Annotated in this window: 25 protein-coding genes; 18 read left to right on the top strand and 7 right to left on the bottom strand. The window is 62.4% G+C overall.

Annotated features, from left to right (window positions below):
• Positions 1-49: 49 nt before the first annotated feature.
• Complete coding sequence (locus tag ACMGG9_RS14465) at positions 50-982, top strand: LysR family transcriptional regulator (RefSeq protein ID WP_033650815.1); 933 nt, start codon at positions 50-52, stop codon at positions 980-982.
• A 3-nt stretch (positions 983-985) separates the two neighbouring features.
• Here ACMGG9_RS14465 and ACMGG9_RS14470 read toward each other — a convergent pair whose 3' ends face one another.
• From ACMGG9_RS14470 to ACMGG9_RS14480, 3 genes are all read right to left on the bottom strand, one after another.
• Complete coding sequence (locus ACMGG9_RS14470; protein ID WP_019453502.1) at positions 986-1,375, bottom strand: YidB family protein; 390 nt, start codon at positions 1,373-1,375, stop codon at positions 986-988.
• Between the two features lie 95 nt (positions 1,376-1,470).
• Positions 1,471-1,719 carry a GlsB/YeaQ/YmgE family stress response membrane protein gene (locus tag ACMGG9_RS14475; RefSeq protein WP_004935146.1) on the bottom strand — a complete coding sequence of 83 codons (249 nt, stop codon included), beginning with the start codon at positions 1,717-1,719 and terminating at the stop codon, positions 1,471-1,473.
• A gap of 11 nt (positions 1,720-1,730) precedes the next feature.
• On the bottom strand, positions 1,731-1,931 hold the full coding sequence (locus ACMGG9_RS14480) for a glycine zipper domain-containing protein (RefSeq protein ID WP_033643599.1): 201 nt from the start codon (positions 1,929-1,931) through the stop codon (positions 1,731-1,733).
• A 628-nt stretch (positions 1,932-2,559) separates the two neighbouring features.
• Here ACMGG9_RS14480 and ACMGG9_RS14485 point away from each other — a divergent pair.
• Positions 2,560-3,480: a Kdo(2)-lipid IV(A) acyltransferase gene (locus tag ACMGG9_RS14485; RefSeq protein WP_033650814.1), complete on the top strand. Its 921-nt coding sequence runs from the start codon at positions 2,560-2,562 to the stop codon at positions 3,478-3,480.
• 176 nt (positions 3,481-3,656) lie between these two features.
• Positions 3,657-4,076 carry a VOC family metalloprotein YjdN gene (gene yjdN / locus ACMGG9_RS14490; RefSeq protein ID WP_046687369.1) on the top strand — a complete coding sequence of 140 codons (420 nt, stop codon included), beginning with the start codon at positions 3,657-3,659 and terminating at the stop codon, positions 4,074-4,076.
• Between the two features lie 15 nt (positions 4,077-4,091).
• On the opposite strand, the gene ACMGG9_RS14495 is transcribed toward yjdN, so the two are convergent.
• Positions 4,092-4,286 (bottom strand): hypothetical protein, encoded by a 195-nt coding sequence (locus ACMGG9_RS14495; protein ID WP_033643602.1) that lies wholly within the window; start codon positions 4,284-4,286, stop codon positions 4,092-4,094.
• Positions 4,287-4,446: 160 nt separating this feature from the next.
• Between ACMGG9_RS14495 and ACMGG9_RS14500 the strand changes: the two genes are divergently transcribed.
• Together ACMGG9_RS14500 and ACMGG9_RS14505 are read left to right on the top strand one after the other, a co-directional pair.
• A complete protein-coding gene (locus ACMGG9_RS14500; protein ID WP_033650812.1) occupies positions 4,447-6,000 on the top strand; it encodes a sensor domain-containing diguanylate cyclase in 1,554 nt (517 codons plus the stop codon).
• Between the two features lie 494 nt (positions 6,001-6,494).
• Positions 6,495-7,388 (top strand): Kdo hydroxylase family protein, encoded by an 894-nt coding sequence (locus ACMGG9_RS14505; protein WP_414161502.1) that lies wholly within the window; start codon positions 6,495-6,497, stop codon positions 7,386-7,388.
• Positions 7,389-7,431: 43 nt separating this feature from the next.
• Here the strand turns inward: ACMGG9_RS14505 and paaZ are convergent, their stop codons facing one another.
• Complete coding sequence (gene paaZ / locus ACMGG9_RS14510; RefSeq protein WP_414161503.1) at positions 7,432-9,498, bottom strand: phenylacetic acid degradation bifunctional protein PaaZ; 2,067 nt, start codon at positions 9,496-9,498, stop codon at positions 7,432-7,434.
• A gap of 317 nt (positions 9,499-9,815) precedes the next feature.
• Here paaZ and paaA point away from each other — a divergent pair, with 317 nt between their 5' ends.
• The 13 genes from paaA (at position 9,816) to paaY (ending at position 21,108) form a co-directional block, all read left to right on the top strand.
• A complete protein-coding gene (gene paaA, locus ACMGG9_RS14515; protein ID WP_042784922.1) occupies positions 9,816-10,754 on the top strand; it encodes a 1,2-phenylacetyl-CoA epoxidase subunit PaaA in 939 nt (312 codons plus the stop codon).
• 21 nt (positions 10,755-10,775) lie between these two features.
• On the top strand, positions 10,776-11,063 hold the full coding sequence (paaB, locus tag ACMGG9_RS14520; protein ID WP_004935173.1) for a 1,2-phenylacetyl-CoA epoxidase subunit PaaB: 288 nt from the start codon (positions 10,776-10,778) through the stop codon (positions 11,061-11,063).
• 8 nt (positions 11,064-11,071) lie between these two features.
• The gene (paaC, locus tag ACMGG9_RS14525) at positions 11,072-11,830 is read left to right on the top strand and encodes a 1,2-phenylacetyl-CoA epoxidase subunit PaaC (protein ID WP_033650808.1); all 759 of its coding nucleotides are present in this window, start codon (positions 11,072-11,074) and stop codon (positions 11,828-11,830) included.
• A 9-nt stretch (positions 11,831-11,839) separates the two neighbouring features.
• Positions 11,840-12,337 carry a 1,2-phenylacetyl-CoA epoxidase subunit PaaD gene (gene paaD, locus ACMGG9_RS14530; protein WP_072627398.1) on the top strand — a complete coding sequence of 166 codons (498 nt, stop codon included), beginning with the start codon at positions 11,840-11,842 and terminating at the stop codon, positions 12,335-12,337.
• Between the two features lie 13 nt (positions 12,338-12,350).
• A complete protein-coding gene (gene paaE, locus ACMGG9_RS14535) occupies positions 12,351-13,409 on the top strand; it encodes a 1,2-phenylacetyl-CoA epoxidase subunit PaaE (protein ID WP_089191965.1) in 1,059 nt (352 codons plus the stop codon).
• Between the two features lie 8 nt (positions 13,410-13,417).
• On the top strand, positions 13,418-14,191 hold the full coding sequence (gene paaF / locus ACMGG9_RS14540) for a 2,3-dehydroadipyl-CoA hydratase PaaF (RefSeq protein WP_414161504.1): 774 nt from the start codon (positions 13,418-13,420) through the stop codon (positions 14,189-14,191).
• 3 nt (positions 14,192-14,194) lie between these two features.
• Entirely contained in the window at positions 14,195-14,986 is a 792-nt protein-coding gene (gene paaG / locus ACMGG9_RS14545) for a 2-(1,2-epoxy-1,2-dihydrophenyl)acetyl-CoA isomerase PaaG (protein WP_033643612.1), read from the top strand.
• 2 nt (positions 14,987-14,988) lie between these two features.
• On the top strand, positions 14,989-16,521 hold the full coding sequence (locus ACMGG9_RS14550; RefSeq protein WP_414161505.1) for a 3-hydroxyacyl-CoA dehydrogenase: 1,533 nt from the start codon (positions 14,989-14,991) through the stop codon (positions 16,519-16,521).
• Positions 16,518-16,958 carry a hydroxyphenylacetyl-CoA thioesterase PaaI gene (paaI, locus tag ACMGG9_RS14555; protein WP_099786174.1) on the top strand — a complete coding sequence of 147 codons (441 nt, stop codon included), beginning with the start codon at positions 16,518-16,520 and terminating at the stop codon, positions 16,956-16,958. The genes ACMGG9_RS14550 and paaI overlap by 4 nt, the downstream gene beginning before the upstream one ends.
• The gene (gene pcaF, locus ACMGG9_RS14560) at positions 16,955-18,160 is read left to right on the top strand and encodes a 3-oxoadipyl-CoA thiolase (protein WP_047025411.1); all 1,206 of its coding nucleotides are present in this window, start codon (positions 16,955-16,957) and stop codon (positions 18,158-18,160) included. The genes paaI and pcaF overlap by 4 nt, the downstream gene beginning before the upstream one ends.
• 15 nt (positions 18,161-18,175) lie before the next feature.
• Positions 18,176-19,483 (top strand): phenylacetate--CoA ligase PaaK, encoded by a 1,308-nt coding sequence (gene paaK / locus ACMGG9_RS14565; protein WP_016927188.1) that lies wholly within the window; start codon positions 18,176-18,178, stop codon positions 19,481-19,483.
• A 77-nt stretch (positions 19,484-19,560) separates the two neighbouring features.
• Positions 19,561-20,499: a phenylacetic acid degradation operon negative regulatory protein PaaX gene (gene paaX, locus ACMGG9_RS14570; protein ID WP_042784929.1), complete on the top strand. Its 939-nt coding sequence runs from the start codon at positions 19,561-19,563 to the stop codon at positions 20,497-20,499.
• Positions 20,500-20,511: 12 nt separating this feature from the next.
• On the top strand, positions 20,512-21,108 hold the full coding sequence (gene paaY / locus ACMGG9_RS14575; RefSeq protein WP_033643617.1) for a phenylacetic acid degradation protein PaaY: 597 nt from the start codon (positions 20,512-20,514) through the stop codon (positions 21,106-21,108).
• A gap of 37 nt (positions 21,109-21,145) precedes the next feature.
• Here the strand turns inward: paaY and ACMGG9_RS14580 are convergent, their stop codons facing one another.
• Together ACMGG9_RS14580 and ACMGG9_RS14585 are read right to left on the bottom strand one after the other, a co-directional pair.
• Complete coding sequence (locus ACMGG9_RS14580; RefSeq protein WP_414161506.1) at positions 21,146-22,543, bottom strand: amino acid permease; 1,398 nt, start codon at positions 22,541-22,543, stop codon at positions 21,146-21,148.
• 20 nt (positions 22,544-22,563) lie between these two features.
• Positions 22,564-23,751, bottom strand: coding sequence for an aromatic amino acid transaminase (locus ACMGG9_RS14585; protein WP_414161507.1), 1,188 nt, complete (start codon positions 23,749-23,751; stop codon positions 22,564-22,566).
• Positions 23,752-23,781 lie beyond the last annotated feature (30 nt).

The raw sequence follows: 23,781 nt of genomic DNA on the forward strand, positions 1-23,781 counted from the left end.
TGAGGGTTTCCACTAACACTAATAAGAAATATCTATAGGCAAAATCGACATGGATAAGCTGAACGCAATGAAAACCTTTATGCGGGTGGCGGAGCTGGGCAGCCTGTCTGCCGCCGCGCGCGATCTGCGTTTGACGCAGCCGGCGGTCAGTCAGCAAATCGCCGGTCTGGAACAGCAGTTGGGGGCGCAGCTGCTGTTTCGCAGCACGCGTGCGGTCACCCTGACGGAGGCCGGCAATGATTACTATCAGCGCCTCAAACCGATTATGGCGGCGGTCGACGAAGCGGAAGAGGCGTTGCACGGCCAGCACCACCAGCTGCAGGGCAATTTGCGCCTGCATGCGCCGACCGGATTCGGACAACGGCATATCACCCCTTTGGCCATCGCGTTCCAAAAACGTCATCCGGATCTCACCATCGAGCTGCTGCTGGACGATCGCCGCGCCGACGTCATCGGCGAAGGCATAGACGTGGCGCTGCGCTTCGGCGAATTGCATGCGCCCGGCATGGTGGCGAAACGGTTGGGTGAGCTGCAACGCCTGCTGGTCGCGTCGCCGGCCTATCTGGCCAGGCATGGCGCCCCTCGTTCGCCGGCGGATCTGGTGAAACATGCGCACATTCGCTACAGCGGCCTAAACGATGGCGATACGCTCACCCTGCTCGGCCCCCACGGCGCCGAGATGGTCGCGCTGCGGCCCACGTTTCGCGCCAACAATACCTTATCGCTGCTGGCGGCCATCGAGGCCGGGGCCGGCATCGGTGGCGCTCAGCGGCCGCTGATCGGCGAACAGCTGGCGACGGGCGCGCTGGTTCCCGTCTTGCCGGAATACCGCTACCCGCCCATGGCGCTGCATGCGGTCTATCCCGCTTTACGTTTTATTCCGCAGAAAGTGCGCGCCTGGGTGGCGCATTTGCAACAGGCGTTGACGGCGATCGAGGGAATTAGCGGAGTGAATGCCCCCGGCCAGACGCCGGGAGCATAATCATTATTTGAACAGTTTGCCGACCATGTCGCCCAGTTCATTGCTGTCTTGCTGCACTTCACCGTTTGGCGAAGCGGCATCCGCTACCGTCGGCAAGAACTGTGCAATGGTGCTGGACGCCTGGGCCGGATCGACGCCCAGCTTTTCAGCCAGTTGATTGATCGCATCGCTGCCCAACGCCTGCTGCACATGATCGCCGGTAATCGGCTGGTTTTCGCCGTTACCGAGCCAGGAACCGACGATATCGCCGAACTGCCCCTGGCGGAACTTGTCTAAAATGGCCTGCAGGCCGCCTTGTTGCTCGACCCACTGCATAATGGCGATGTAGTCGATGCCTTTGCCGTTGGCGCCGCCGCCCAGAATGTTACCCAATACGCTATCGAACAGACCCATGATATTCCCCTTTCAGCCGCTGCGGCCCGCGCCGCACAGCCGGATTGATTTCACGAAAAAGGGCCGCCGCGGCGACCCTGTTGAGCAACGGCTGCTTAGCCTTTGATCTTCCTGTAGACAAAAAGCACCACCAGGGCACCGATGACCGCCACCACGAAGCTGCCCAGGTTAAAACCGTCAACGCGTCCCATACCGAAGAAGGTGCTGATATAGCCGCCGACGACGGCGCCCACGATCCCCAGTATAACGGTAACAATAAAGCCGCCGCCGTCTTTGCCCGGCATAATCCATTTAGCCAGGATACCGGCGATTAAACCAAAAATGATCCAGGAAATGATGCCCATTTTTACTCTCCCTATTGCCTTTTGCCTAACAGAAATCCTATTACCAGGCCCACGACGGCGCCGGCGCCTACCCCTGCCCAAGGGTTATCCTTGATGCAGGCACATGATTGCTCGAGCGCTGCCTTTACGCCGCTGCGCACTTCGCAGGCGGTGGTTTTAACGTAGTCGCTCGGTTGCTCAACACCGCTTAGATCGTCATTTTCATATGACATGTCAAATCCTTACAGACCCGCCCTCTGAGAACTTCGTCACCTGTTTCACGTCCGGCGCCGCCCGTTCCGCGATCTTGCTCTGGACACTCTGCCCACAGCCGTTCAAGACGGGGCGTACGGCGACAAACGCACAACATCACACTATGACTATAGTAAAAAATCAGCGGTTTACCCATTTCCGTCCGTCTGAATTTCACCGCGTCAAAAGCGATCGCATTTCATCCCATTGTCATCTGGACAGGCTAAACTTTAAACACAGCCTCCTGGAGGAAACGCCGATGTTCAATGCCCCTTTTGTCCTGATTCTCGCGCTGCTGTATGCGCTGGCGGCCGTTTGGGACGGTTCCGCCGCATTGCTGTTTCTCTAAGGTTACATAGCGGTTGTCACTTTTGCGATGCGCTGAATTGTGTCCTTATTTTTCAATGTCGCCAGCCGGTTGAAATAACGGTGAATATCCGCCCTTCCCTCGGTAAAAATCTCATTTCGTTCCGTTTCCCGTCTGCGCTTAAATAAAGCGTAAAAAAAAGCATGAATGGAAAACCCGGTCTCACAAAAAATGCTCTATCATTTCGCACATAACAATTTGGGTTAAGGTCCCATTGCGAAATTAAAGGAAGAACAGAAAAAATGATTTCAAACCAACGCTTTGAGCGCGAATTCTTGCGCCCTCGTTATTGGTTGCTGTGGATAGGGCTGGGAATACTCTATCTATTGGTGTTATTGCCCTACCCGCTCATTTATCGGCTTGGACACGGCCTTGGCAGAATCGCCATGCCCCTGATGAAACGCCGGGTAAAAATAGCGCGCCGTAATTTAGAACTCTGTTTCCCTGAGATGCCCGCCGCCGAACGAGAGGCGCTGATTGTCAAAAATTTTGAGTCCGTCGGCATGGGCCTGTTCGAAGTCGGCATGGCCTGGTTCTGGCCTGACTGGCGCATCGCCCGTTGGTTTAAGGTGAGCGGCATGGAAAACATGCAGTTGGCGCGTCAGGACGGGAAAGGCGTGCTGCTGATCGGCCTGCATTTCCTCACTCTGGAGCTGGGCGCGCGCATCTTCGGCATGCAAAACCCCGGCATCGGCGTACACCGCCCGCACAATAACAAGCTGATGGAATGGGTGCAGACCTGGGGCCGGCTGCGCTCGAATAAATTCATGATCGATCGTAAAGATATCAAAGGCATGATCCGCAACCTGAAGCAGGGTGAAATCCTGTGGTACGCGCCGGACCACGATTACGGCCCGCAAAGCAGCGTGTTCGCGCCGTTCTTCGCCGTGGAAAACGCCGCCACGACGACCGGCACCTATATCCTGGCGCGTATGGGGCGGCCGTCGATCGTGCCATTCGTGCCGCGCCGTCTGCCGAATGCCCGCGGCTACGAGCTGATCGTGCAGCCGCCGCTGACGGACTTCCCGCTGGACGATGAAACGCGCGCGGCGGCCATGATGAACCGCGTGGTGGAAGAACAGGTGCTGCTGGCGCCCGATCAATACATGTGGTTGCACCGCCGCTTTAAAACCCGCCCACCCGGCGAACCTTCGCTGTATTAATCGCCTTCGCGCCTTCGCCCGCCCTGCCGGCGGCGAAGGTGCTCACCTCGCACGAGCATTCTACGTCAGGGGGACTACACTAATAAGTCACCGACGGCAATTATTGCCGCCAGCAATCATTTCTTCCCGCCCGAGGGCCGGTCGTTGCCTGTCGGGCCACAACCGAGGTCAATGTCATGCTGGTACAACCCTATTTGTTCTTCAGCGGTAACTGTGAGCAAGCGATTAACTTCTATGTACAGCAGTTGAATGCCAAAATTGAAATGGTCATGCGCTTTAAAGACATGCCCGAAGAAGCCCGCCAAGGCGGGCCGCAGGATGTCAATCCTGAAGCGATCATGCATGCGCGTCTGCTGATTGGCGACGGCGTGCTGATGGCCTCCGACGGCTGTCCGCAGGATGACAGCGGCGGCGCTTCCCACAAAGGCTTCTCGCTGTCGCTGAACCCCAGCGACGCGGAACAAGGACGCAAACTGTTCGATAATCTGGCGCAGGGCGGCCAGGTGACGATGCCTTATCAAGCCACCTTCTGGGCCAAAGGCTTCGGCATGCTGACCGACAAATTCGGCGTCAACTGGATGATCAACGTCGAATAACCCCGCATGGCGCCGCTAGCTGTAGCGGTGCCAGTCATACGCCGCTTTGGCGAACAGCGCGAACAACACCGTCAACAGCGCCAGCCCCAACCGCCAGTAAGGCGACCGTCGCCGCCGCCAGGCGAAGAACATCATCACCGCCAGCGCCCCCAGCGTGAGGGGGTAATACACCGCCAGCGTCAGTAAAGCGATAATGATGTAATCCGACATGGCTCTTTTACTCCTTCGCGTTCACGCCGCCGCAAATGCGGGGTGCGAGGCGCCTTTCTCCCTATCGCCACGTTAAGGGCTAGAGGTCTGGCGCATTTATGCATAAAATATAAGATTGCTCTTAACTCAAATTGAATAGTAATCAAACAACAAGGGTGACATGACTCAGCAGCAACCCATACAGGATGCCGTGCCGCCGCGCAGCGTTAAAAGCTCCCCATTATTATTTCAGGCCGGCGTGTTTGTCATCATCGTTGCCGCCACGCTGATCCTCTTTAACAGCTGGCAAATCTGGAACGCGCACCAGCGCGATCTGCGCAGCGCCGAGCATGAATCCGCCAACCTCGCCCGTTCGCTGGCGCAGCATGCCGACGATACCTTCATGCAGGTAGACGGCAATCTGCTCGATCTGACCGAACGTCTCCAGAACGACGGACTGGGGCCCTCGCAATTGACCCGGCTGCAACGGGTGATGCAAACCCAGGTCGGCAACCTGCCGCAGCTGCACGGGATGTTTATCTACGATGCGAGCGGCCGCTGGCTGGCGACCTCCTCGGGCAAATTCATCAAGAACGCCAACAACGCCGATCGCGATTACTTCAAATATCACCAAAACCGCGATGGCGGCGGTCTGTACATCGGCGAGGTGATCCGCAGCCGCACCACCGGCGATCTGATCATCCCCGTTTCGCGGCGCTTCAACAACCCGGACGGCAGCTTTGGCGGCGTGGTGCTGGCGACGTTGTACGTCGATTATTTTCGCCAGTTTTACGACAGTTTCGCCCTCAACACCGACGCCTCGCTAAATCTGCTGCTGGCGGACGGCACCATCCTCTACCGCCGCCCTTACTCGGCGGCCTCGATCGGTAAAAATATCGCCAAGGGCGTGTTGTTCAGCGAAATATTGCCGCATTCGGAATTCGGCAACGCCACCATCACCTCGCTGTACGACAAAGTGGAGCGCATCTACGGCTATTCGCGGGTCAACCGCTTTCCGCTGGTGATCGCCGCCGGGCTGTCGAAACGCGACGCGCTGGCGGACTGGCGCACCGACGCCGGCCTGTTCGCCGCCGGCGGCCTCTCTCTGCTGATGATCCTGCTGGCGATGGGCGCGGTGCTGCTGCGGCAAATCAAGCACAGCATGCAAACCGAAGCCGAGCTGATGCGCACCCGCGATCAGCTGACCAGCATCAACCAGATGCTGGAAGAACTGGCGCTGCTGGACAGCTTGACCGGCCTGGCCAACCGCCGCCAGTTTGACATTGCGCTGAAGAACGAGCTGGCGCGCGCCTCGCGCAACTACCGCAGCGTGGCGCTGCTGATGCTGGATATCGACTACTTCAAGCAGTACAACGACAGCTACGGCCACGTCGCCGGCGACCAGTGCCTGCAGCAGATCGGCCAGACGCTGAAAGGGTTGGCGTGCCGCAGCAACGATATTCTGGCGCGCTACGGCGGTGAAGAGATGGGGATTATCCTGCCGGATACCGACGTGCAGGGCGCGCTGATTTTCGCCGAACGCGTCATCCAGGCGGTGCGCGATCTGAAGATCCCGCATCAGGGTAACCCGCACGGCATCGTCACCATCAGCATCGGCATCTGCGCCAAAGTGCCGCATATGTATAACGATACGCCGATCAGCTTTATCAATGAGGCGGACAGCGCGCTGTATCAGGCCAAGAAAAAAGGCAAAAACTGCATTTACGGCGCTTAATCACTCATCGGGCCACCAAAATTGGGCGGCCCGATTTATTCCAACGACAAAAATGAAATAATTTCCCGCCGAAACATTATTTCCCCAATTTGCCCCGCTCTCGGAATGAAATAACGCCAATAAATAAGCAGCATATTTATTTCCATTACAATTCAATAAGATAAAAAATGCACTATTCAGCGAACAATTCGTGCCATTTTTGATTATTCGTGCCCACGCCGAACCTCGTTTAGCCTCCGTTTACTTTTCATTGGCATTGCCGGTGATACCCTTAGCAGGACTATTCTATATATCAGGAAGCCATCGCACGCTTCGGCGCACTGCGCCCTGCTGATACATCCATAATAGAACCCATAAATTTCACGTTGCATTTGGGCGACCGACGCAAAGACTTTTGGCGTCGCTCCAGCCAGCCACGGCGCAAGCCAGTGCAGCCAACCACGCGGCAACCTGAAAGGCGGGAATAAAGCGATATAGATTTGCGAGGAGATCTCATGCCTACTGGCGATATTATGCGTGAACAGGCCGTCCTGACGCTGCCGTTGCGACAATGGGCGGCAGCGGAAGCATCCAGCGCGGTCAGTGAACTGGAACAGGGCAAAGTGCTGTTTCTGCCCGAACTGGCCTTCACCCTGTCTGAGCAGGAAATGCCGCTGCTGGATCCGTCGCTGGTCGATCCGAAGCGCAAAAACATCAGCTATCAACCGCTGTCCGGCAAGCTGACCGGCGTCGCCGTCGCGGAGCGCCGGCAGCAGGTTCAGCAACTGCTGGAACGTTATTACCAATCTTGCCGCCAGCTGATCGCCGGGCTGTTGCCCGAGTATCAGGAGGCGCTGCACCATCCGACCGGCAGCCTGCGTTTGCATCCGGTTTCGGCCTGGCGCGCAAGCAGCTCCTGGCGCAAAGACGACAGCCGGCTGCACGTCGATGCTTTCCCGTCGCGCCCGAACTACGGTGAACGTATTCTGCGTATTTTCACCAACATCAATCCGCACGGTGAACATCGCCAATGGCGCGTCGGCGAACCGTTCCCTGAGCTGGCGCAACGCTTCATGCCGCGTCTGGCGCGCTACTCCGCCTTTAGCAGCTGGTTGCAGCACCGGGTACACATCACCAAAACCCGCCGCAGCCATTATGACCACCTGATGCTGCAGTTGCATGACGCCATGAAGGCCGACGGCGATTATCAACAACAGGGGCCGCAGCTGGCGCTGGCGTTTCCGCCGGGCAGCAGCTGGATTTGCTTCTCGGATCAAACGCCGCACGCCGCGATGGGCGGCCAGTTTATGCTGGAACAGACCTTCTTGCTGCCGGTGAACAAGATGCAGGATCCGCAGCGCTCGCCGCTGAAAGTGCTGGAACAGCTGCGCGGTCAGCCGCTGATCTGAATAGATTGCCGCCGCCGGCAGCTCCGGCGGCGGCAAGCGCGCATCACGCCTCGAAGTCCCCCTGTTGGCGCGCCACCAACGTCAGGATGCTGTACAGCGCCACCGGCTGCTGTTCCTGATTCAATACTTGCACATCCCACACCACCACGCCGTGCGGCCGATCTTCGGCGGTTTTCTGCGGCTTGCGGCTCTTCTTCTTGCAGGTCAACCGCACCTGAATGGTGTCGCCGATCTTCACCGGTTCGATAAAGCGCAGATTCTCCATGCCGTAGTTGGCGATCACCGGCCCGACGGCGGCATCGACAAACAGCCCGGCCGCGGCGGACACCACAAAGTAACCGTGCGCCACCCGCTCGCCGAACAGCGAATCGGCGGCGCCGATCTTGTCCATATGCGCGTAGAAATGATCGCCGCTCAGGCAGGCGAAGTTGACGATATCCGCTTCGGTCACGGTACGGCGCGCGGTCAACAGGCTGTCGCCCAGCTGCAGCTGCTCGAAGTATTTCCGGAACGGATGTACCGGGTGCTCGGCGACCGGCGCGCCGCGCACCCATTCACCGCCGATGGCCGCCAGCATCGCCGGGCTGCCCTGGATCGCCGTGCGCTGCATATAGTGCTTCACCGCGCGCAGTCCACCCAGCTCTTCCCCGCCGCCGGCGCGCCCCGGGCCGCCGTGCACCAACATCGGCAGCGGCGACCCGTGGCCGGTGGACTCCGCCGCCGCCTGTTCATCCAAAATTAACATGCGGCCATGGGCGCACGCCGCCGCGCGAATGAAGCGCTTGGCCAATGCCGGATCGGCGGTCACCAGCGAGCCCGCCAGGCTGCCCTGCCCCAGCAACGCCAGCGCGATCGCCTGCTCGGTATCCGCATACGGCATCAGCGTCGCCACCGGGCCGAAGGCCTCAGTGCCGTGCACCGCCTGATGGGTGAACGGATCGGCGCAATACAGCAGGGTCGGCGGATAAAACGCCCCGCCGCGCGCGCCGTCGCCCAGGATTTCCAGCTTATCCAGCGCCGCGCCGCACAGCGGCTCGCAGCCGTTGCGCAGCAGAAACTCCACCTTGCTTTGCACATCATCACGCTGCTCGTGGCTGACCAACGCCCCCATGCGCACCTGCTCCAGCTGCGGGTCGCCCACCGTCACCCCAGCCAGGCGCTGCAACAAGGCCTGACGCACCGCAACCACCTGCGCCGCCGGCACGATGATGCGGCGGATCGCCGTGCATTTCTGCCCCGCCTTGGCGGTCATTTCACGGCACACCTCTTTGATAAACAGCGCAAACTCCGGCATCTCCGGCGTTACGTCTTCCGCCAGCACGCAGCAGTTGAGCGAATCCGCCTCCATGGTGAAGGCGATCGATTTCTCCAACAGCCGCGGGTGCGCGCGCAGCCGCTGCCCGGTCTGCGCCGAACCGGTGAACGTCACCGCATCCTGATAATCCAGGTGCGCAAACATGTCGCCGACGCCACCGCATACCAACTGCAGCGCCCCTTCCGGCACCAGCCCGCTGTCGACGATCAGCCTGACCATCGCCTGCGTCAGCTGCGCGGTGGCGGTGGCCGGCTTGATGATGGCCGGCATGCCCGCCAGCCAGGTCGGCGCCAGTTTTTCCAGCATGCCCCAGCAAGGGAAGTTGAAGGCGTTGATATGCAGCGCCACGCCCGGGCGCGAGGTCAATACGTGGCGAGCGGCGAACTGCGCCTGTTTCGACAACGGGATCAGCTCATCCTCCGGCCACAGGGTATCATCCGGCAGATCGCGGCCGGCCATGCCGGCATAGGCGAACAGCGTGGCGATGCCGCCTTCGATATCGACCCAGCCGTCGCTGCGCGTCGCCCCGGTTTGATAGGAAATCTGATACAGCGCCTCTTTGTGCGCCAGCAGGTGTTTCGCCACCGCTTTGAGCATCTGGGCGCGCTGCTGGAACGTCATTTGCGCCAGCGCCGGCCCCCCGTGGCGGCGGGCATAGCTCAGGCTCGCCGCTAACGGCAGGCCGTCGGAGCAGACCTGGTACAGCGCCTCGCCGGTCACGGCGTGGCGGATCTCGCGGCTCTCTCCCTGCCCATACACCCAGGCGCCAGAAAGATAACTGTGTAACTGCTGCATGTGCCCTCCAAAATTCATAAATTTTCACCCTACAGCTTAATTACGTATCACATAAATGCCAGTTTACGCCAAACTCAATTTTAACAAAAAGAGAACAAGAAGCGCGTTCAAGCCGCTTTCCCTGTCGTTAACACAGCGTTATTGATTTTATTTATTAAATTAAATCAATAATATAAACAATTCACTTGTGAGTGCGCTCGCAAAACCACATGAATCTCGTTTGATCTTTTTGTTATCAGTTTGTAGCCTTATGGTTAGTTAAAGTGATTCACATTTTTATATTCAATGTGAAGAATACGAATCACCAAGAGGCGAGCATGACAACTGAAGCACAGTATCAGCAGCATTTCGACGCCAAGATCGCGGCGGATATCGCTATCGAAGCCAAAGACTGGATGCCGGACGCTTACCGTCAGAACCTGATTCGGCAGATCGGCCAACACGCCCATTCGGAAGTCATCGGCATGCTGCCGGAAGCCAACTGGTTGACGCGCGCCCCCACGCTGCGCCGCAAAGCGGTGCTGCTGGCCAAAGTGCAGGATGAGGCCGGCCACGGCCTGTACCTCTACAGCGCCGCCGAAACCCTCGGCTGTTCGCGCCAGGACATCTACCAAAAGATGCTCGACGGCAAAATGAAGTACTCCTCGATCTTCAATTACCCCACGCTCAACTGGGCGGATATCGGCGTGATCGGCTGGCTGGTCGACGGCGCCGCCATCGTCAACCAGGTGGCGCTGTGCCGCGCGTCCTTCGGCCCCTACGCGCGGGCGATGGTGAAAATCTGCAAAGAGGAAAGCTTCCACCAGCGCCAGGGCTACGAGGCGGTGATGGCGATGGCCCACGGCAGCGATGCGCAGCGCGCGATGTTGCAGGACGCCATCGATCGCTTCTGGTGGCCGGTGCTGATGATGTTCGGCCCAAGCGACGCCGACTCCCCTCACAGCGCTCAGAGCATGGCCTGGAAAATCAAACGCCACAGCAACGATGAACTGCGGCAAAAGTTCGTCGACAACACCGTGCCGCAGCTTGAGGCGCTGGGCATGACGGCGCCGGACCCGAGTCTTACCTGGGACGAGGCCGCCGGCCACTATCGCTTCGGCGAGATCGACTGGAGCGAACTGCATGAAGTGATCAAAGGACGCGGCCAATGCAACCACGAACGCCTGCAGGCCAAACGCCGCGCCTGGGAAGACGGCGCCTGGGTGCGCGACGGCGCCATGGCCCACGCCGCGAAAAACGCCGCTTCCGCCGCATAGCCAACATAAGGAACCGAGATCATGAGCCACGTTGAATGGCCGCTGTATGAAGTGTTTATCCGCAGCAAACAAGGGTTGGCGCATCGCCACGTCGGCAGCCTGCACGCCGCCGACGACCAAATGGCGCTGGAAAACGCCCGCGACGCCTATACGCGCCGCAACGAAGGCTGCTCGATTTGGGTGGTGCAATCCCGCCATCTGATCGCCTCGCAGCCGGAAGATCGCGGCGCGTTCTTCGATCCGTCCGAAGACAAGATCTACCGTCATCCGACGTTTTACACCATCCCTGACGGCATCAAGAACATGTAGAGGCGACCATGACGGTTAACGATCCGCGCATCAGCTATTTGCTCCGCCAGGGCGACACGCCTTTGATCCTCGCCCAGCGCCTGTGCGCCTGGTGCGGCCACGCGCCCGAGCTGGAAATCGATCTGGCGTTGGCCAACATCGGTCTCGATCTGCTCGGCCAGGCGCGCCACTTCCTGGGCTACGCCGCCGAACTGGCCGGCCCGCCCTGCAGCGAAGACAGCCTGGCCTTCGGCCGTGACGAGCGCCAGTTCCATAACCTTCTGCTGGCGGAACAGCCGAACGGCGGTTTCAACGACACGTTGGTGCGCCAGTTCCTGCTCGACGCCTACCACGTGCAGCTGCACCAGGCGCTAAGCCGCAGCCGCGATGCGCAGATCGCCGCCATCGCCGCCAAATCGTTGAAGGAAGCCGATTACCACCTGCGTTTCAGCCGCGGCTGGATGATCCGCCTCGGTGACGGCAACGATATCAGCCACCGCAAGATCCAACAGTCGCTGGATAACCTGTGGCGTTTCACCGCCGAACTGTTCCATGCCGACGCGCTGGAGCTGACGTTGGCGGAACAAGGCATCGCCGTCGATCCGCGCGAGCTGCAGGCCCCCTGGCAGGCGCTGGTGGCGGAGACGCTGCGCCAGGCGACCTTGACGCTGCCTGCCGAGCAGGCGTTCCGTCACGGCGGCAAGCAAGGTCAGCACAGCGAACACCTCGGCCCGCTGCTGGCGGAGATGCAGTTCCTGCAGCGCGCCTATCCAAACAGTCAGTGGTAGGAGGCCGCGATGAACGTCACTCGTTTGCAACCCGCCGAAATCCCGCAGATTTGGCACTGCCTGCAGCAGATCAGCGATCCCGAACTGCCGGTGCTGTCGATCACCGATTTGGGCATGGTGCGCGACGTGGTGCGCGACGGCAGCGGCTGGCGCGTGACCTTCACCCCAACCTATTCCGGCTGCCCGGCCACCGAATTTTTGCTCAACGCCATCGAGCAGCGGCTGACGGCCGCCGGCTTCAGCCCGGTGCGGGTGGACATTCGCCTCAGCCCGGCCTGGACCACCGACTGGATGAACGCCGACGCCCGCGAGCGGCTGCGGCAATACGGCGTAGCGCCCCCGCAGGGCCACACCTGCGATCGGCCGCACGTCCACGGCCCGGTCGCCTGCCCGCGCTGCGGCAGCACCCACAGCGAGAAGATCAGCGAGTTCGGCTCCACCGCCTGTAAAGCGCTGTACCGCTGCTGCGACTGCCGGGAACCGTTCGACTACTTCAAATGCATATAGGAGCGCTGACACCATGACGGTCTTTCATCGCCTGAACGTCGCCGCCATCGAGCGCGAAACGCCGGACGCCGTAGCCATCACCCTGCGGGTGCCCGAAGAGCTGCAAAACCAATACCGCTACACCCCCGGCCAGCACCTGACGCTCAAGGCGCGGGTCAACGGCGAAGAGCTGCGGCGTTGCTATTCCATCTGCAGTTCACCGCAGGAAGGCCTGCTGCAGATCGGCGTAAAAGCAATTGATCAGGGCCGTTTCTCCGGCTTCGTCAACCGCATGCTGAAAGTCGGCGATGCGCTGGAAGTGATGGTGCCGCAGGGGCGCTTCGGCTATCAGCCGCAGGCGGAGCGCCGCGGTAATTACCTGGCGATCGCCGCCGGCTCCGGCATCACGCCGATGCTGTCGATCATCAAGGCGACGCTGCAGCTCGAACCGGGCAGCAGTTTTACCCTGATCTACGGCAACCGCAACAGCCGTTCGATGATGTTCAAAGAAGCGCTGTCGGATCTGAAAAACCGCTACCCGCAGCGTTTTCAGCCGCTGTACCTGTTCAGCCAGGAGAGCCTCGACAGCCCGCTGCTCAGCGGCCGCATCGATCGTGAACGCCTGACGGCGATCGGCGGCGCGCTGCTGGATTTCCGCGACTATGACCACGCCTTCATCTGCGGGCCGGAATCGATGATGGACGACGCGCAGACCGTGCTGGAACAGGCCGGCGTCCCGGCCAACCACATCCACAGCGAACGTTTCAACACCAGCGGCCTGGTCGTCCGACCGCGCCACAGCGGCGATCGCAACGCCGCCAGGGTGACAATCCTGCTCGACGGCCGCCGGTTGGATATCGAGCTCGGCGAACAGGACGACAGCATTCTCGACGCTGCGCTGCGCCAGGGCGCCGACCTGCCCTACGCCTGCAAAGGCGGCGTATGCGCCACCTGCAAATGCCGTCTGAAGGCCGGCCAGGTGGAGATGGGCGTCAACTACAGCCTGGAGCCGGATCAGTTGGCGGCGGGCTATGTATTGAGCTGCCAGTCGTGGCCGAAAGGCGACGGCGTGGTGTTGGACTTCGACGTCTAGGAGCCGCGATGGACACCCCCTTTATTTTGCATCAGCAGCAACACCGCGTGGTCACGCTGACGCTGCATCGCCCGGAGGCGCGTAACGCCCTAAGCACGCCGTGTCTGGAACAGCTGGTTGCCCGGCTGGAGCAGGCCGACGCCGACAGCGGCGTGGGCGCCGTGGTGATCGCCGGCGCGGCGCGCTTCTTCGCCGCCGGCGCCGATCTGCGCGAACTGCAACAGCAGGATCTGCCGGCCACGCTGGCGGATCGCCGTCCGCAGCTGTGGCAGCGACTGGCGCAGTTCAGCAAGCCGCTGCTGGCGGCGGTGAACGGCTATGCCCTGGGCGCCGGCTGCGAGTTGGCGCTGGCCTGCGACATCGTTATCGGCGGCGAAAGCGCCCGCTTCGGCCTGCCGGAGATCACCCTCGGCCTGATGCCGGGGGCCGGAGGCACCCAGCGCCTGATCCGCTGCGTCGGCAAGGCGCGCGCCAGCCAGATGGTGCTGACCGGCGAAGCCATCGACGCCCGCACCGCGCTGCAGGCTGGCCTTATCAGCGAAGTGTGCGTCGATGCCCTGACGCTGGAGCGCACGCAGCAGATTGCCGATCGCATCAGCCGTCAGGCGCCACTGGCGCTGCGCGCCGCCAAGCAGGCGCTGAAACAGTCCGAGGAAACCGGCCTTAGCCAGGGGCTGGCGATGGAGCGTCAGCAGTTCGTCACCCTGGCCGCCACCGACGATCGCCGCGAAGGCATCGCCGCCTTTTTCGAAAAACGTACGCCAAACTATCAGGGGCGCTGATTTATGGATAACGCATTGATTCTCAGTCATCTCGACGCCGGCGTGTTGACGCTGACCCTCAACCGGCCGGATCGGCTCAACAGCTTTAACGACGAGATGCATCGCCAACTGAGCGAAGCGCTGACGCAAGCCGAACGCGACGACAACGTGCGCTGCCTGCTGATCGCCGGCGCCGGCCGCGGTTTCTGCGCCGGGCAGGATCTCAACGATCGCAACGTCAGCGCCGATCAACAGGCGCCGGACCTCGGCCTGTCGGTCGAACGTTTCTACAACCCCCTGATCCGTCGCCTGACCGCCCTGCCCAAACCGGTGGTGTGCGCGGTCAACGGCGTGGCGGCCGGCGCCGGCGCCGCGCTGGCTCTGGCGTGCGACATCGTCATCGCCGCCGACAACGCCGGCTTTATTCAGTCGTTCTGCCGCCTGGGGCTGGTGCCGGATTCCGGCGGCAGCTGGTTCCTGCCGCGGCTGGCCGGCCACGCCCGCGCGATGGGCATGGCCATGCTGGGCGACAAAATCAGCGCCCAACAGGCGCTGGAGTGGGGCATGATCTGGCAGGTGGTGCCGGCGGATGAATTGGCCGACCGCACGCAAACGCTGGCGCGCCATCTGGCCACCCAGCCGACTTACGGTCTGGGGCTAATCAAGAAAGCCATCTACAGTTCGGCCACCAACAGCCTCGATCAACAGCTCGATCTGGAACGCGATCTGCAGCGATTGGGGGGCCGCAGCGACGACTATCGCGAAGGCGTCAGCGCATTCTTCGCCAAACGCACGCCAAATTTCAGCGGGAAATAGCCATGAACGCGCCCCTTCTTAATGGCCAGGTGGCGGTGATCGGCGCCGGCACCATGGGCATCGGCATCGCCCAGGTGGCCGCCGCCGCCGGCCACCCGGTACGGCTGTTCGATATCGCGCCCGCCGCCGCCCAGCGCGCGATCGACGAACTCGCTCGCCGCCTGCGGCAGCGGGTCGACGGCGGCAAGGCCGACGCAAACGCCACCGAGGCGCTGCTGGCGCGCCTCGAACGCGCCGACTCGCTCGAGCAACTGGCCGACTGCGCGCTGGTGATTGAAGCGGTGGCGGAAAATCTGGCGATCAAGCAGAGCCTGTTCCGCGATCTGGAAGCGATCTGCTCGCCCACGGCGCTGTTCGCCAGCAATACTTCTTCGCTGTCGATCACCGCCATCGCCGGCGCCTTGCAACACCCACAGCGCATGGCCGGGCTGCACTTCTTCAACCCGGCGCCGCTGATGAAGCTGGTGGAGATCGTCAGCGGTCTGGAGACCGGGGCCGAGACCCTCGCCGCGCTGCAAGCCCTGGCGCAGCGCTGGGGTAAGCAGAGCGTCGTGTGTCGTTCGACGCCGGGATTCATCGTCAACCGCGTGGCGCGGCCGTTCTACGCCGAAAGCTTGCGCGCGCTGGAAGAACGGGTGGCCGACGCCGCCACCCTGGATGCAGTCATGCGCGACGCCGGCGGCTTCGCCATGGGCCCGCTGCAGTTGACCGATCTGATCGGCCAGGACGTCAATTACGCCGTGACCGACTCGGTGTATCAGGCCTTCTACCAGGACCCGCGCTTCACCCCCTCGCTGGTGCAGCAGGAGCTGGTGGCCGCCGGGCGCCTTGGCCGCAAATCCGGCCGCGGCTTCTACCGCTACGACACGCAACGCCCCACCGCAGAGATGATCGCCTTTGCGCCACCGGCGCAGGCCGCGCTGCCGCAGCGCGTTACGCTGCACGGCGACTGGTCTTCGCTGGCCGATTTGGCGCAGCTGTTGATCGAAAATGCGGGGGCGATCAAAAAACCTGGCCAGACCAGCCCGCACGTCACGATCGACGACGTTACACTGATGTTAACCAATGGTAAAACCGCCGGCCAACTGGCCGACGAACGTGGAACGCCCGTGGTGCTGTTCGATCTCTGTGCCGACTATGCGCATGCCTCCGCCATCGCCATCAGCTGTGCGGCGCAAAACGGCGCGCAACACAATGCCAAAGCGATCCGTCTGCTGCAGTCCCTCGGCAAACGCGTCATCCCGTTGCCAGATTACCCCGGCCTGCTGACGATGCGCACCCTGGCCATGCTGGCCAACGAAGCGCTCGACGTGGTGAACAAAGGCGTCGCCAGCGCCGAGGATACCGATCTGGCGATGCTGCGCGGGGTCAACTATCCGCGCGGCCCGCTCGCCTGGGGCGCCGCGCTCGGCTGGCGCCACATCCTGACGACGCTGGAAAACCTGCAACGCTATTACGGCGAGGCCCGCTATCGCCCGATACCGCTGCTGCGCCGCTACGCTTCCCCCGCCGCTTTCCCAGGAGCCGAACAATGAACGCCAATACGCCGCGCGCGCTGGCTCAGCGCTGCGCCGAACAGATGTTCCAGCAAGATACCTGCGCTCAGGCGATGGGGATGCACATCGATGACGTCGACGTCGGGTACGCGCAGGTCAGCATGACCGTCGGCCCGCAGATGCTCAATGGCCACCAGACTTGCCATGGCGGCCAGCTGTTCAGCCTGGCGGATACCGCCTTCGCCTACGCCTGCAACAGCCAGGGGCTGGCGGCGGTGGCTTCCGGCTGCAGCATCGACTTCGTCCGCCCGGCGCTGGCCGGCGATCGCCTCACCGCCAGCGCGCAGATGCGCCATCAGGGCAAAGCCACCGGGCTGTATGACGTCGAAATCGTCAATCAACAGGGCAAAACCGTCGCCTGGTTTCGCGGCCGCGCGCACCGCCTCGGCCACAGCATTTTAGGAGATCGGGCATGAATCAGGCATTTATCTGCGACGGCGTGCGCACCCCGATCGGCCGCTATGGCGGCGCGCTGGCCCAGGTGAGGGCCGACGATCTCGCCGCCCTGCCGCTGCGCGTGCTGCTGGAGCGCCATCCCCAGGTGGATTGGGCACAGCTGGACGACGTGGTCCTCGGCTGCGCCAACCAGGCCGGGGAAGACAACCGCAACCTGGCGCGCATGGCGCTGCTGCTGGCCGGGCTGCCGGTCGGCGTTTCCGGCACCACGGTGAACCGCCTGTGCGGTTCGGGTCTGGACGCGCTGGCGATGGCGGCGCGCAGCATCAAAGCCGGCGACGCCGGGCTGATGCTGGCCGGCGGCGCGGAATCGATGACCCGAGCGCCGCTGGTGATGGGCAAGGCCGACAGCGCCTTCAGCCGACAGGCGCAGCTGTACGACACCACCCTCGGCTGGCGCTTCGTCAACCCGCGCATGCAGGCCGAGTTCGGCACCGATTCGATGCCGGAGACTGCCGAAAACGTCGCGGCGCAGTTCAACATCAGCCGCGCCGATCAGGACGCCTTTGCGCTGCGCAGCCAGCAGCGCGCCGCCCGGGCGCAAACGCTGGGATACCTGGCGCAGGAGATAGCGCCGGTCAGCCTCACCGGTAAAAAAGGCGCAGTCACCCTGTTCAGCCAGGATGAACACCCGCGCGCCGACACCACCTTCGATCAGCTGCAGGCGCTGAAAACCCCGTTCCGTCAGCCCGGCAGCGTCACCGCCGGCAACGCCTCGGGGCTGAACGACGGCGCGGCCGCGCTGATCGTCGCCTCCGAAGCGATGGCGGCGCGCCAGGGCCTGACGCCGCGCGCGCGCATCCTTGCCACCGCCACCTGCGGCGTGGAGCCGCGGCTGATGGGCATCGGCCCGCTGCCGGCCACCCGCAAGGTGCTGGAGATCGCCGGGCTGAGCCTGGCGCAGATGGACGTCATCGAACTGAACGAAGCGTTCGCCGCCCAGGCGTTGGCGGTGATGCGCCAGCTTGGCCTGCCGGACGATGCCCCGCAGGTCAACCCCAACGGCGGCGCGATCGCTCTGGGGCACCCGCTGGGCATGAGCGGCGCGCGCCTGGCGCTGGCCGCCCTGTTTGAACTGGAACGGCGAGCCGGCCGCTACGCTCTGTGCACCATGTGCATCGGCGTGGGCCAAGGCATCGCCATGATCATTGAGCGTGTCTGACCCCTGAGGCTAACCATGACAATAAATCCACAGCCCCTCGAAACGATCGAATTCGCCTCGCGCGATGAGATTGAAGCGTTGCAGTTGGCGCGTTTGAAGTGGACGCTGCACCACGCCTACGACAATGTGCCGATGTACAAGCGCAAGTTCGATCAGGCGGGCGTACACCCCGACGATCTTAAGCAGCTGAGCGATCTGGCGCGCTTCCCCTACACCACCAAGCAGGATCTGCGCGACAACTACCCGTTCGACACCTTCGCGGTGCCGATGGAACAGGTGGTGCGCATCCACGCCTCCTCGGGCACCACCGGCCGCCCGACGGTGGTGGGCTACACCCAGCGCGACATCGATAACTGGGCCGATATCGTCGCCCGCTGCCTGCGCGCCGGCGGCGCCACCGCCAAAGACAAGGTGCACGTCGCCTACGGTTACGGCCTGTTTACCGGCGGCCTCGGGGCGCACTACGGCGCGGAGCGGCTCGGCGCCACGGTGATCCCGATGTCCGGCGGGCAGACGGAACGCCAGGCGCAGCTGATCCTCGATTTCAAACCCGACATCATCATGGTGACGCCGTCCTATTGCCTGACGCTGATCGATGAACTGGAGCGCAAAATGGGCGGCGACGCGCGCGGCTGCTCGCTACGGCTCGGCGTGTTCGGCGCCGAACCCTGGACCGAAGCCCTGCGCCACGAAATCGAAACCCGCATGGGCATCAAGGCGCTGGATATTTACGGCCTGTCGGAGGTGATGGGGCCGGGCGTGGCGATGGAATGTCTGGAAAGCGGCGGCGGCCCCACCATTTGGGAAGACCACTTCCTGCCGGAGATCATCTGCCCGGAGACCGGCATCGCCCTGCCGGACGGCGAGCACGGCGAACTGGTGTTCACCACCCTGACCAAAGAGGCGCTGCCGGTGATCCGCTACCGCACCCGCGATCTCACCCGGCTGCTGCCGGGCGACGCGCGCCAGATGCGCCGCATGGGCAAGATCACCGGCCGCTCCGACGACATGCTGATCATCCGCGGCGTCAACGTCTTCCCGTCGCAGGTGGAAGAACAGATCATGCAGTTCGAGCAGCTGTCGCCGCACTATCAACTGCAGGTCAGCCGCAGCGGGCATCTGGACACGCTGGCGGTGCGCGTCGAGCTGAAAGAATCGGCGCTCAGCCTCAGCCATCAGCAGCGTTGCGATATCTGCCACCAGCTGCGCCACCACATCAAATCGATCGTGGGCGTCAGCACCGACGTCAGCATCGCCAACTGCGGCGATATTCCGCGCTCGGAAGGCAAGGCGCAGCGCGTGGTCGATCTGCGGCCGCGCTGAGCGCACGGCGTCACGGATGACGCCGCCCCAAATTATGGTAATGTTGTGGCTCATCGAAGGCTAACCCATGGAAAAATATGGAACATAAACTGGATGAGTTCATTCGCCATGCCGTCGACGCCCAGCCGATCAGCGGCACGTCGCTGATCATTTCGCTGTACGGCGACGCGCTCAGCCACCGCGGCGGCGAAGTGTGGCTCGGCAGCCTGAGCGCGCTGCTGGAGGCCTTCGGTTTCGGCGATCGCTTCGTGCGCACCTCGGTGTTCCGCCTGCAGAAAGAGGGGTGGCTGGCGGTGGAGAAAATCGGCCGCCGCAGCTTCTACCGCGTGACCGAGCAGGGAATGCGCCAGTTCCGCCACGCCGAATCGAAGATCTATCTGCGCGAGCAGCCCGCCTGGGACGGCAAATGGGAGCTGTTGCTGCTGGAATGCGCCGAAAAAAACGCGCGCGCGCGGCTGAAAAAAGAGCTGGGCTGGCTCGGGTTCGGGCAGATCGCCAACAACCTGATGGCCGCCCCCACCCATGCGCAAACCGACGTGACGGCGCTGCTCGGCGAATTGAACGCCAGCGAGCAGGTGATCTACTTCCGCGCCGATTACCCCTACAACCGCTCCGAGCAAACGCTGCAGAAACTGGTGGCCGACTGCTGGTCATTGAGCGAGGTGGCGGCCGGTTATCATGAGTTTATCGTCTCTTTCCGGCCGCTGATGGCGCTGCTGCGCGAAGTCGACCCGGCGGCGCTGACGCCGCTGCGCTGTTTCCAGATTAAGCTATTATTGATTCACTTCTTCCGTCGCGTGGTGTTGAAAGATCCGCTGCTGCCGGATGCGCTGCTGCCCGCCCAGTGGGAGGGCCAGATCGCCCGCAATCTGTGCATCAATCTCTATCAGCAGGTCGATCGCGCCGCGACGGACTACGTCAGCGCGCTGGCGGAGACCACCATCGGCGCCCTGCCCGCGCCGGCCGCCGGCTACTATCGGCGCTTCGGCGGCCTGCCGCGCGACCCTACATATTAAGGAACTCACGCTATGCCTGTGTATCAGATTGACGGCCTGACGCCGGTCGTTGACCCCAGCAGTTACGTGCACCCGACGGCGGTGCTGATCGGCGACGTGATCGTCGGCAAACACGTGTATATCGGCCCGAACGCCAGCCTGCGCGGCGATTTTGGCCGCCTGGTGATCTGCGACGGCGCCAACATTCAGGACAACTGCGTGATGCACGGCTTCCCGCAGCAGGACACGGTGGTGGAAGAAGACGGCCATATCGGCCACGGCGCCATCCTGCACGGCTGCCGCATTCGCCGCAACGCGATGGTGGGCATGAACGCGGTGGTGATGGACGGTGCGGAGATCGGCGAGAACACCATCGTCGGCGCGATGGCGTTCGTCAAAGCCGCGGCGGTGATCGAAGCCAACAAGCTGGTGGTCGGCAGCCCGGCGCGCGTGCTGCGCGATCTGACCGAACAGGAGCTGGCCTGGAAGATCGCCGGCACCCGCGAGTATCAGGATTTGGTGCAGCGCTGCAAATCCTCGCTGCACGAAGTGGCGCCGCTGACCGAAATCGAACCGGGCCGCCGGCGCCTGAGCTTCGGCGACCACCTGATCCCGAAAAGCCAGCTTTAATCCCCGGGGCTGAGATGCGCCTCAGCCCCTCCCCTTATTACTCCACCTCCGGCGCCTTGAGTGGCGACGGCGCAACCGCGCGGCGGCTCTGGAAGTGATAAACCGCCACCAGCAGCAAGGTGAACGGAATACCGAACCACAGCGTCATGCGGAAGAATTCGGTAAACGCCGTCGAGATCATCAATGCCGCCATCAGCCCGGCGCCGAGCAAGGTGGTATAGGGAAAGCCCCACATGCGAAATTTCAGGTGGGTCTGCCGATGCCGGCGGCGGAAGAACAGGTGGGTGACCAAAATCATCAGCCAGGTAAAGCAGGCGCCATACACCGAGATAGACATCATGGCGGCGAACGAGGTTTCCGGCGCCACCAGGCTCAGCACGATAGACACCACGATACCGATGCACGACATCGCCAGCGCATTGACCGGAATACCGCGCCGGCTGACGCGCCCCAACGCCGCCGGCGCCTGCCCGGCGCGCGACAGCGAGAACATCATGCGAGTGGTGATATACAGCTGGCTGTTCATTGCCGACAGCGCCGCTACCAGCACGATAAAGTTGAAAATACCGGCGGCGGCGGGCAGATGGATCACGTTCATCGCCATCAGGAACGGGCTTTCGCCGGTGCCGGACTGGCGCCAGGGCACGATGGCCAGCATCAGGGCGATCGACAGCATGTAGAAGATGAACAGTCGCACGATGGTGCCCTTGAACGCCGCCTTCACCGCAATCACCGGATTCTTCGCCTCGCCGGCGGCCACCGCGATCATTTCAATGCTCAGGTAGCTGAAGATGGACACGATCACCGCGAACCACATGCCCTTGACGCCAAACGGCATAAAGCCGCCGGCGGTCAGGTTGCGCAGGCCGTAGGCCGGGTTGCCCGAGAACGCCAGAATGCCGATGCCGATCAGAATAAACGCCACGATCGCCGTCACTTTGACGGTGGACAGCGCGTATTCCACCTGGCCGAACGATTTCACGCCGATCACGTTAACAACGATCACCGCCGCCGAGAACAGCAGCACCCACGGCCAGGTCGGCGTCGCCGGGAACCAGAACTGCATGTACATGCCGATGGCGGTGACTTCGGTGCCCACCGCCAGCACCACGCAAGACCAGTAAGAGTAACGCACCAGAAAACCGAACAGCGGGCCGAGATAGAATTCGGCGTAGTCGCCGAACGAGCCGGGCGTCGGGTGTTCGGAGGTCATTTCCGCCAGGCTGCCCATCAGCAGCAGCGCAATGACGCCACCGATCAGGTAGCTCAGCAATACCGACGGCCCCGCCATCTGAATGGCGTAGGCGCTGCCGAGAAACAGCCCGGTGCCGATGGCGCCGCCGATCGCCAGCATCGACATCTGCCCGGCGGTAAGATGCTTGTTCAACCCGCCCTGGCGGCGGGCGATATGCTCAAAATCATTCATCTGTGGCATGGCTGTGCTCCCGGGCGGAGTTAGGCGGTACGGGTGACGTCGAGGATCGCGGCGGTCACATAGTCGATGTTGCCGGGGTTAAGCCCCGGCAGACACATGCGGCCGGGCGAGACCAGATAGATGGCGTAGCGCTGCCGCAGGGTCTGCAGCTGAGCTTCGTTCAGGCCGGTATAGCTGAACATGCCGCGCTGCTCGCGAATGCGCCGGTGCTCCAGCGAAGAGCCGCCCTGCGCCAGCCCGGCGGCCAGCTGTTCACGCATTTGCTTGATGCGTGAGCGCATTTCCGCCAGCTCATCGCGCCAAAGCTCGCCGAGTTCGGCGTCGCCAAGCAGGGTTTCCACGATCTGGCTGCCGTGCGTCGGCGGGCAGGAGTAGCTGCGGCGGATCAGCGTTTTTAACGCCCCTTTGACGTTGGCGGCATTTTCCGCGTCGGCGCAGCGCACCGACAGCGCGCCCAGACGCTGGCCGTACAGCGCGACGTTTTTGGAAAACGAATTGCAGACCAAAAACGGCAGATCGGTTTTCAGCGCTTCGCGCAATGCAAAGCAGTCCTCCTCCAGCCCGTCGCCGAAGCCCTGATAGGCGATGTCGAACAGCGGCAGCAGGCTGCGTCGTTGCAGCACGGCGAGCGTGGCGCGCCATTGCTCCGGCGTCAGATCGGTGCCGGTTGGGTTGTGGCAACAAGGGTGCAGCAAGACCACGCTGCCCGGCGGCAGGCTGTCCAGCGCGTCGAGCATGGCGGCGAAACGCAGGCCGCCCGCCGCTTCATCAAAGTAGGGATAGGTATTCACCCGCAGCCCGGCGCCTTCGAAAATCGCCCAGTGATTGGCCCAGGTAGGATCGGACACCCAGATTTCACCGCGCGCCAGAAAGTGGCGCAAAAAATCCGCCGCCAGCTTCAACGCGCCGGAGCCGCCGACGGTCTGCACCGTGGCGATGTCGGCCGCCTGTTGCTCACCGAACAGCAGCGCCTGCACCTGGCGGGCGAACTGCGGCGAACCTTCGATCGGCGGATAACCGTGCGGGCGGCGCAGCGCCAGCAACCGCTGCTCGGCCGCCTCAACCGCCTGCATCAGCGGAATATTCCCCTGCCGATCGTAATACAGCCCAATGCCTAAATTCACTTTTTTCGGATTGGGATCCTGCAAATAGGCTTCCATCAGCGACATAATAGGATCGGCGGCGGAAGGTGCAATCTGTTTAAACATGACGCATCCTTAACTCGTTATTGAATTAAT

The organism is Serratia sp. BNK-10, from assembly GCF_047456065.1.
GTDB lineage: Bacteria > Pseudomonadota > Gammaproteobacteria > Enterobacterales > Enterobacteriaceae > Serratia > Serratia ureilytica.

What these genes read in the sequence shown, in the direction of transcription:
- paaA (WP_042784922.1), top strand. Translation starts at nt 9,816, where the DNA reads ATGACAACTGAAGCACAGTATCAGCAGCATTTCGACGCCAAGATCGCG.
- paaG (WP_033643612.1), top strand. Translation starts at nt 14,195, where the DNA reads ATGGATAACGCATTGATTCTCAGTCATCTCGACGCCGGCGTGTTGACG.
- ACMGG9_RS14505 (WP_414161502.1), top strand. Translation starts at nt 6,495, where the DNA reads ATGCCTACTGGCGATATTATGCGTGAACAGGCCGTCCTGACGCTGCCG.
- paaC (WP_033650808.1), top strand. Translation starts at nt 11,072, where the DNA reads ATGACGGTTAACGATCCGCGCATCAGCTATTTGCTCCGCCAGGGCGAC.
- yjdN (WP_046687369.1), top strand. Translation starts at nt 3,657, where the DNA reads ATGCTGGTACAACCCTATTTGTTCTTCAGCGGTAACTGTGAGCAAGCG.
- paaI (WP_099786174.1), top strand. Translation starts at nt 16,518, where the DNA reads ATGAACGCCAATACGCCGCGCGCGCTGGCTCAGCGCTGCGCCGAACAG.
- paaX (WP_042784929.1), top strand. Translation starts at nt 19,561, where the DNA reads ATGGAACATAAACTGGATGAGTTCATTCGCCATGCCGTCGACGCCCAG.
- pcaF (WP_047025411.1), top strand. Translation starts at nt 16,955, where the DNA reads ATGAATCAGGCATTTATCTGCGACGGCGTGCGCACCCCGATCGGCCGC.
- ACMGG9_RS14485 (WP_033650814.1), top strand. Translation starts at nt 2,560, where the DNA reads ATGATTTCAAACCAACGCTTTGAGCGCGAATTCTTGCGCCCTCGTTAT.
- paaZ (WP_414161503.1), bottom strand. Translation starts at nt 9,498, where the DNA reads ATGCAGCAGTTACACAGTTATCTTTCTGGCGCCTGGGTGTATGGGCAG.
- ACMGG9_RS14580 (WP_414161506.1), bottom strand. Translation starts at nt 22,543, where the DNA reads ATGCCACAGATGAATGATTTTGAGCATATCGCCCGCCGCCAGGGCGGG.
- paaK (WP_016927188.1), top strand. Translation starts at nt 18,176, where the DNA reads ATGACAATAAATCCACAGCCCCTCGAAACGATCGAATTCGCCTCGCGC.
- ACMGG9_RS14465 (WP_033650815.1), top strand. Translation starts at nt 50, where the DNA reads ATGGATAAGCTGAACGCAATGAAAACCTTTATGCGGGTGGCGGAGCTG.
- ACMGG9_RS14585 (WP_414161507.1), bottom strand. Translation starts at nt 23,751, where the DNA reads ATGTTTAAACAGATTGCACCTTCCGCCGCCGATCCTATTATGTCGCTG.
- ACMGG9_RS14470 (WP_019453502.1), bottom strand. Translation starts at nt 1,375, where the DNA reads ATGGGTCTGTTCGATAGCGTATTGGGTAACATTCTGGGCGGCGGCGCC.
- paaB (WP_004935173.1), top strand. Translation starts at nt 10,776, where the DNA reads ATGAGCCACGTTGAATGGCCGCTGTATGAAGTGTTTATCCGCAGCAAA.
- ACMGG9_RS14550 (WP_414161505.1), top strand. Translation starts at nt 14,989, where the DNA reads ATGAACGCGCCCCTTCTTAATGGCCAGGTGGCGGTGATCGGCGCCGGC.
- paaF (WP_414161504.1), top strand. Translation starts at nt 13,418, where the DNA reads ATGGACACCCCCTTTATTTTGCATCAGCAGCAACACCGCGTGGTCACG.
- ACMGG9_RS14480 (WP_033643599.1), bottom strand. Translation starts at nt 1,931, where the DNA reads ATGTCATATGAAAATGACGATCTAAGCGGTGTTGAGCAACCGAGCGAC.
- paaD (WP_072627398.1), top strand. Translation starts at nt 11,840, where the DNA reads ATGAACGTCACTCGTTTGCAACCCGCCGAAATCCCGCAGATTTGGCAC.
- paaE (WP_089191965.1), top strand. Translation starts at nt 12,351, where the DNA reads ATGACGGTCTTTCATCGCCTGAACGTCGCCGCCATCGAGCGCGAAACG.
- ACMGG9_RS14500 (WP_033650812.1), top strand. Translation starts at nt 4,447, where the DNA reads ATGACTCAGCAGCAACCCATACAGGATGCCGTGCCGCCGCGCAGCGTT.
- ACMGG9_RS14495 (WP_033643602.1), bottom strand. Translation starts at nt 4,286, where the DNA reads ATGTCGGATTACATCATTATCGCTTTACTGACGCTGGCGGTGTATTAC.
- paaY (WP_033643617.1), top strand. Translation starts at nt 20,512, where the DNA reads ATGCCTGTGTATCAGATTGACGGCCTGACGCCGGTCGTTGACCCCAGC.
- ACMGG9_RS14475 (WP_004935146.1), bottom strand. Translation starts at nt 1,719, where the DNA reads ATGGGCATCATTTCCTGGATCATTTTTGGTTTAATCGCCGGTATCCTG.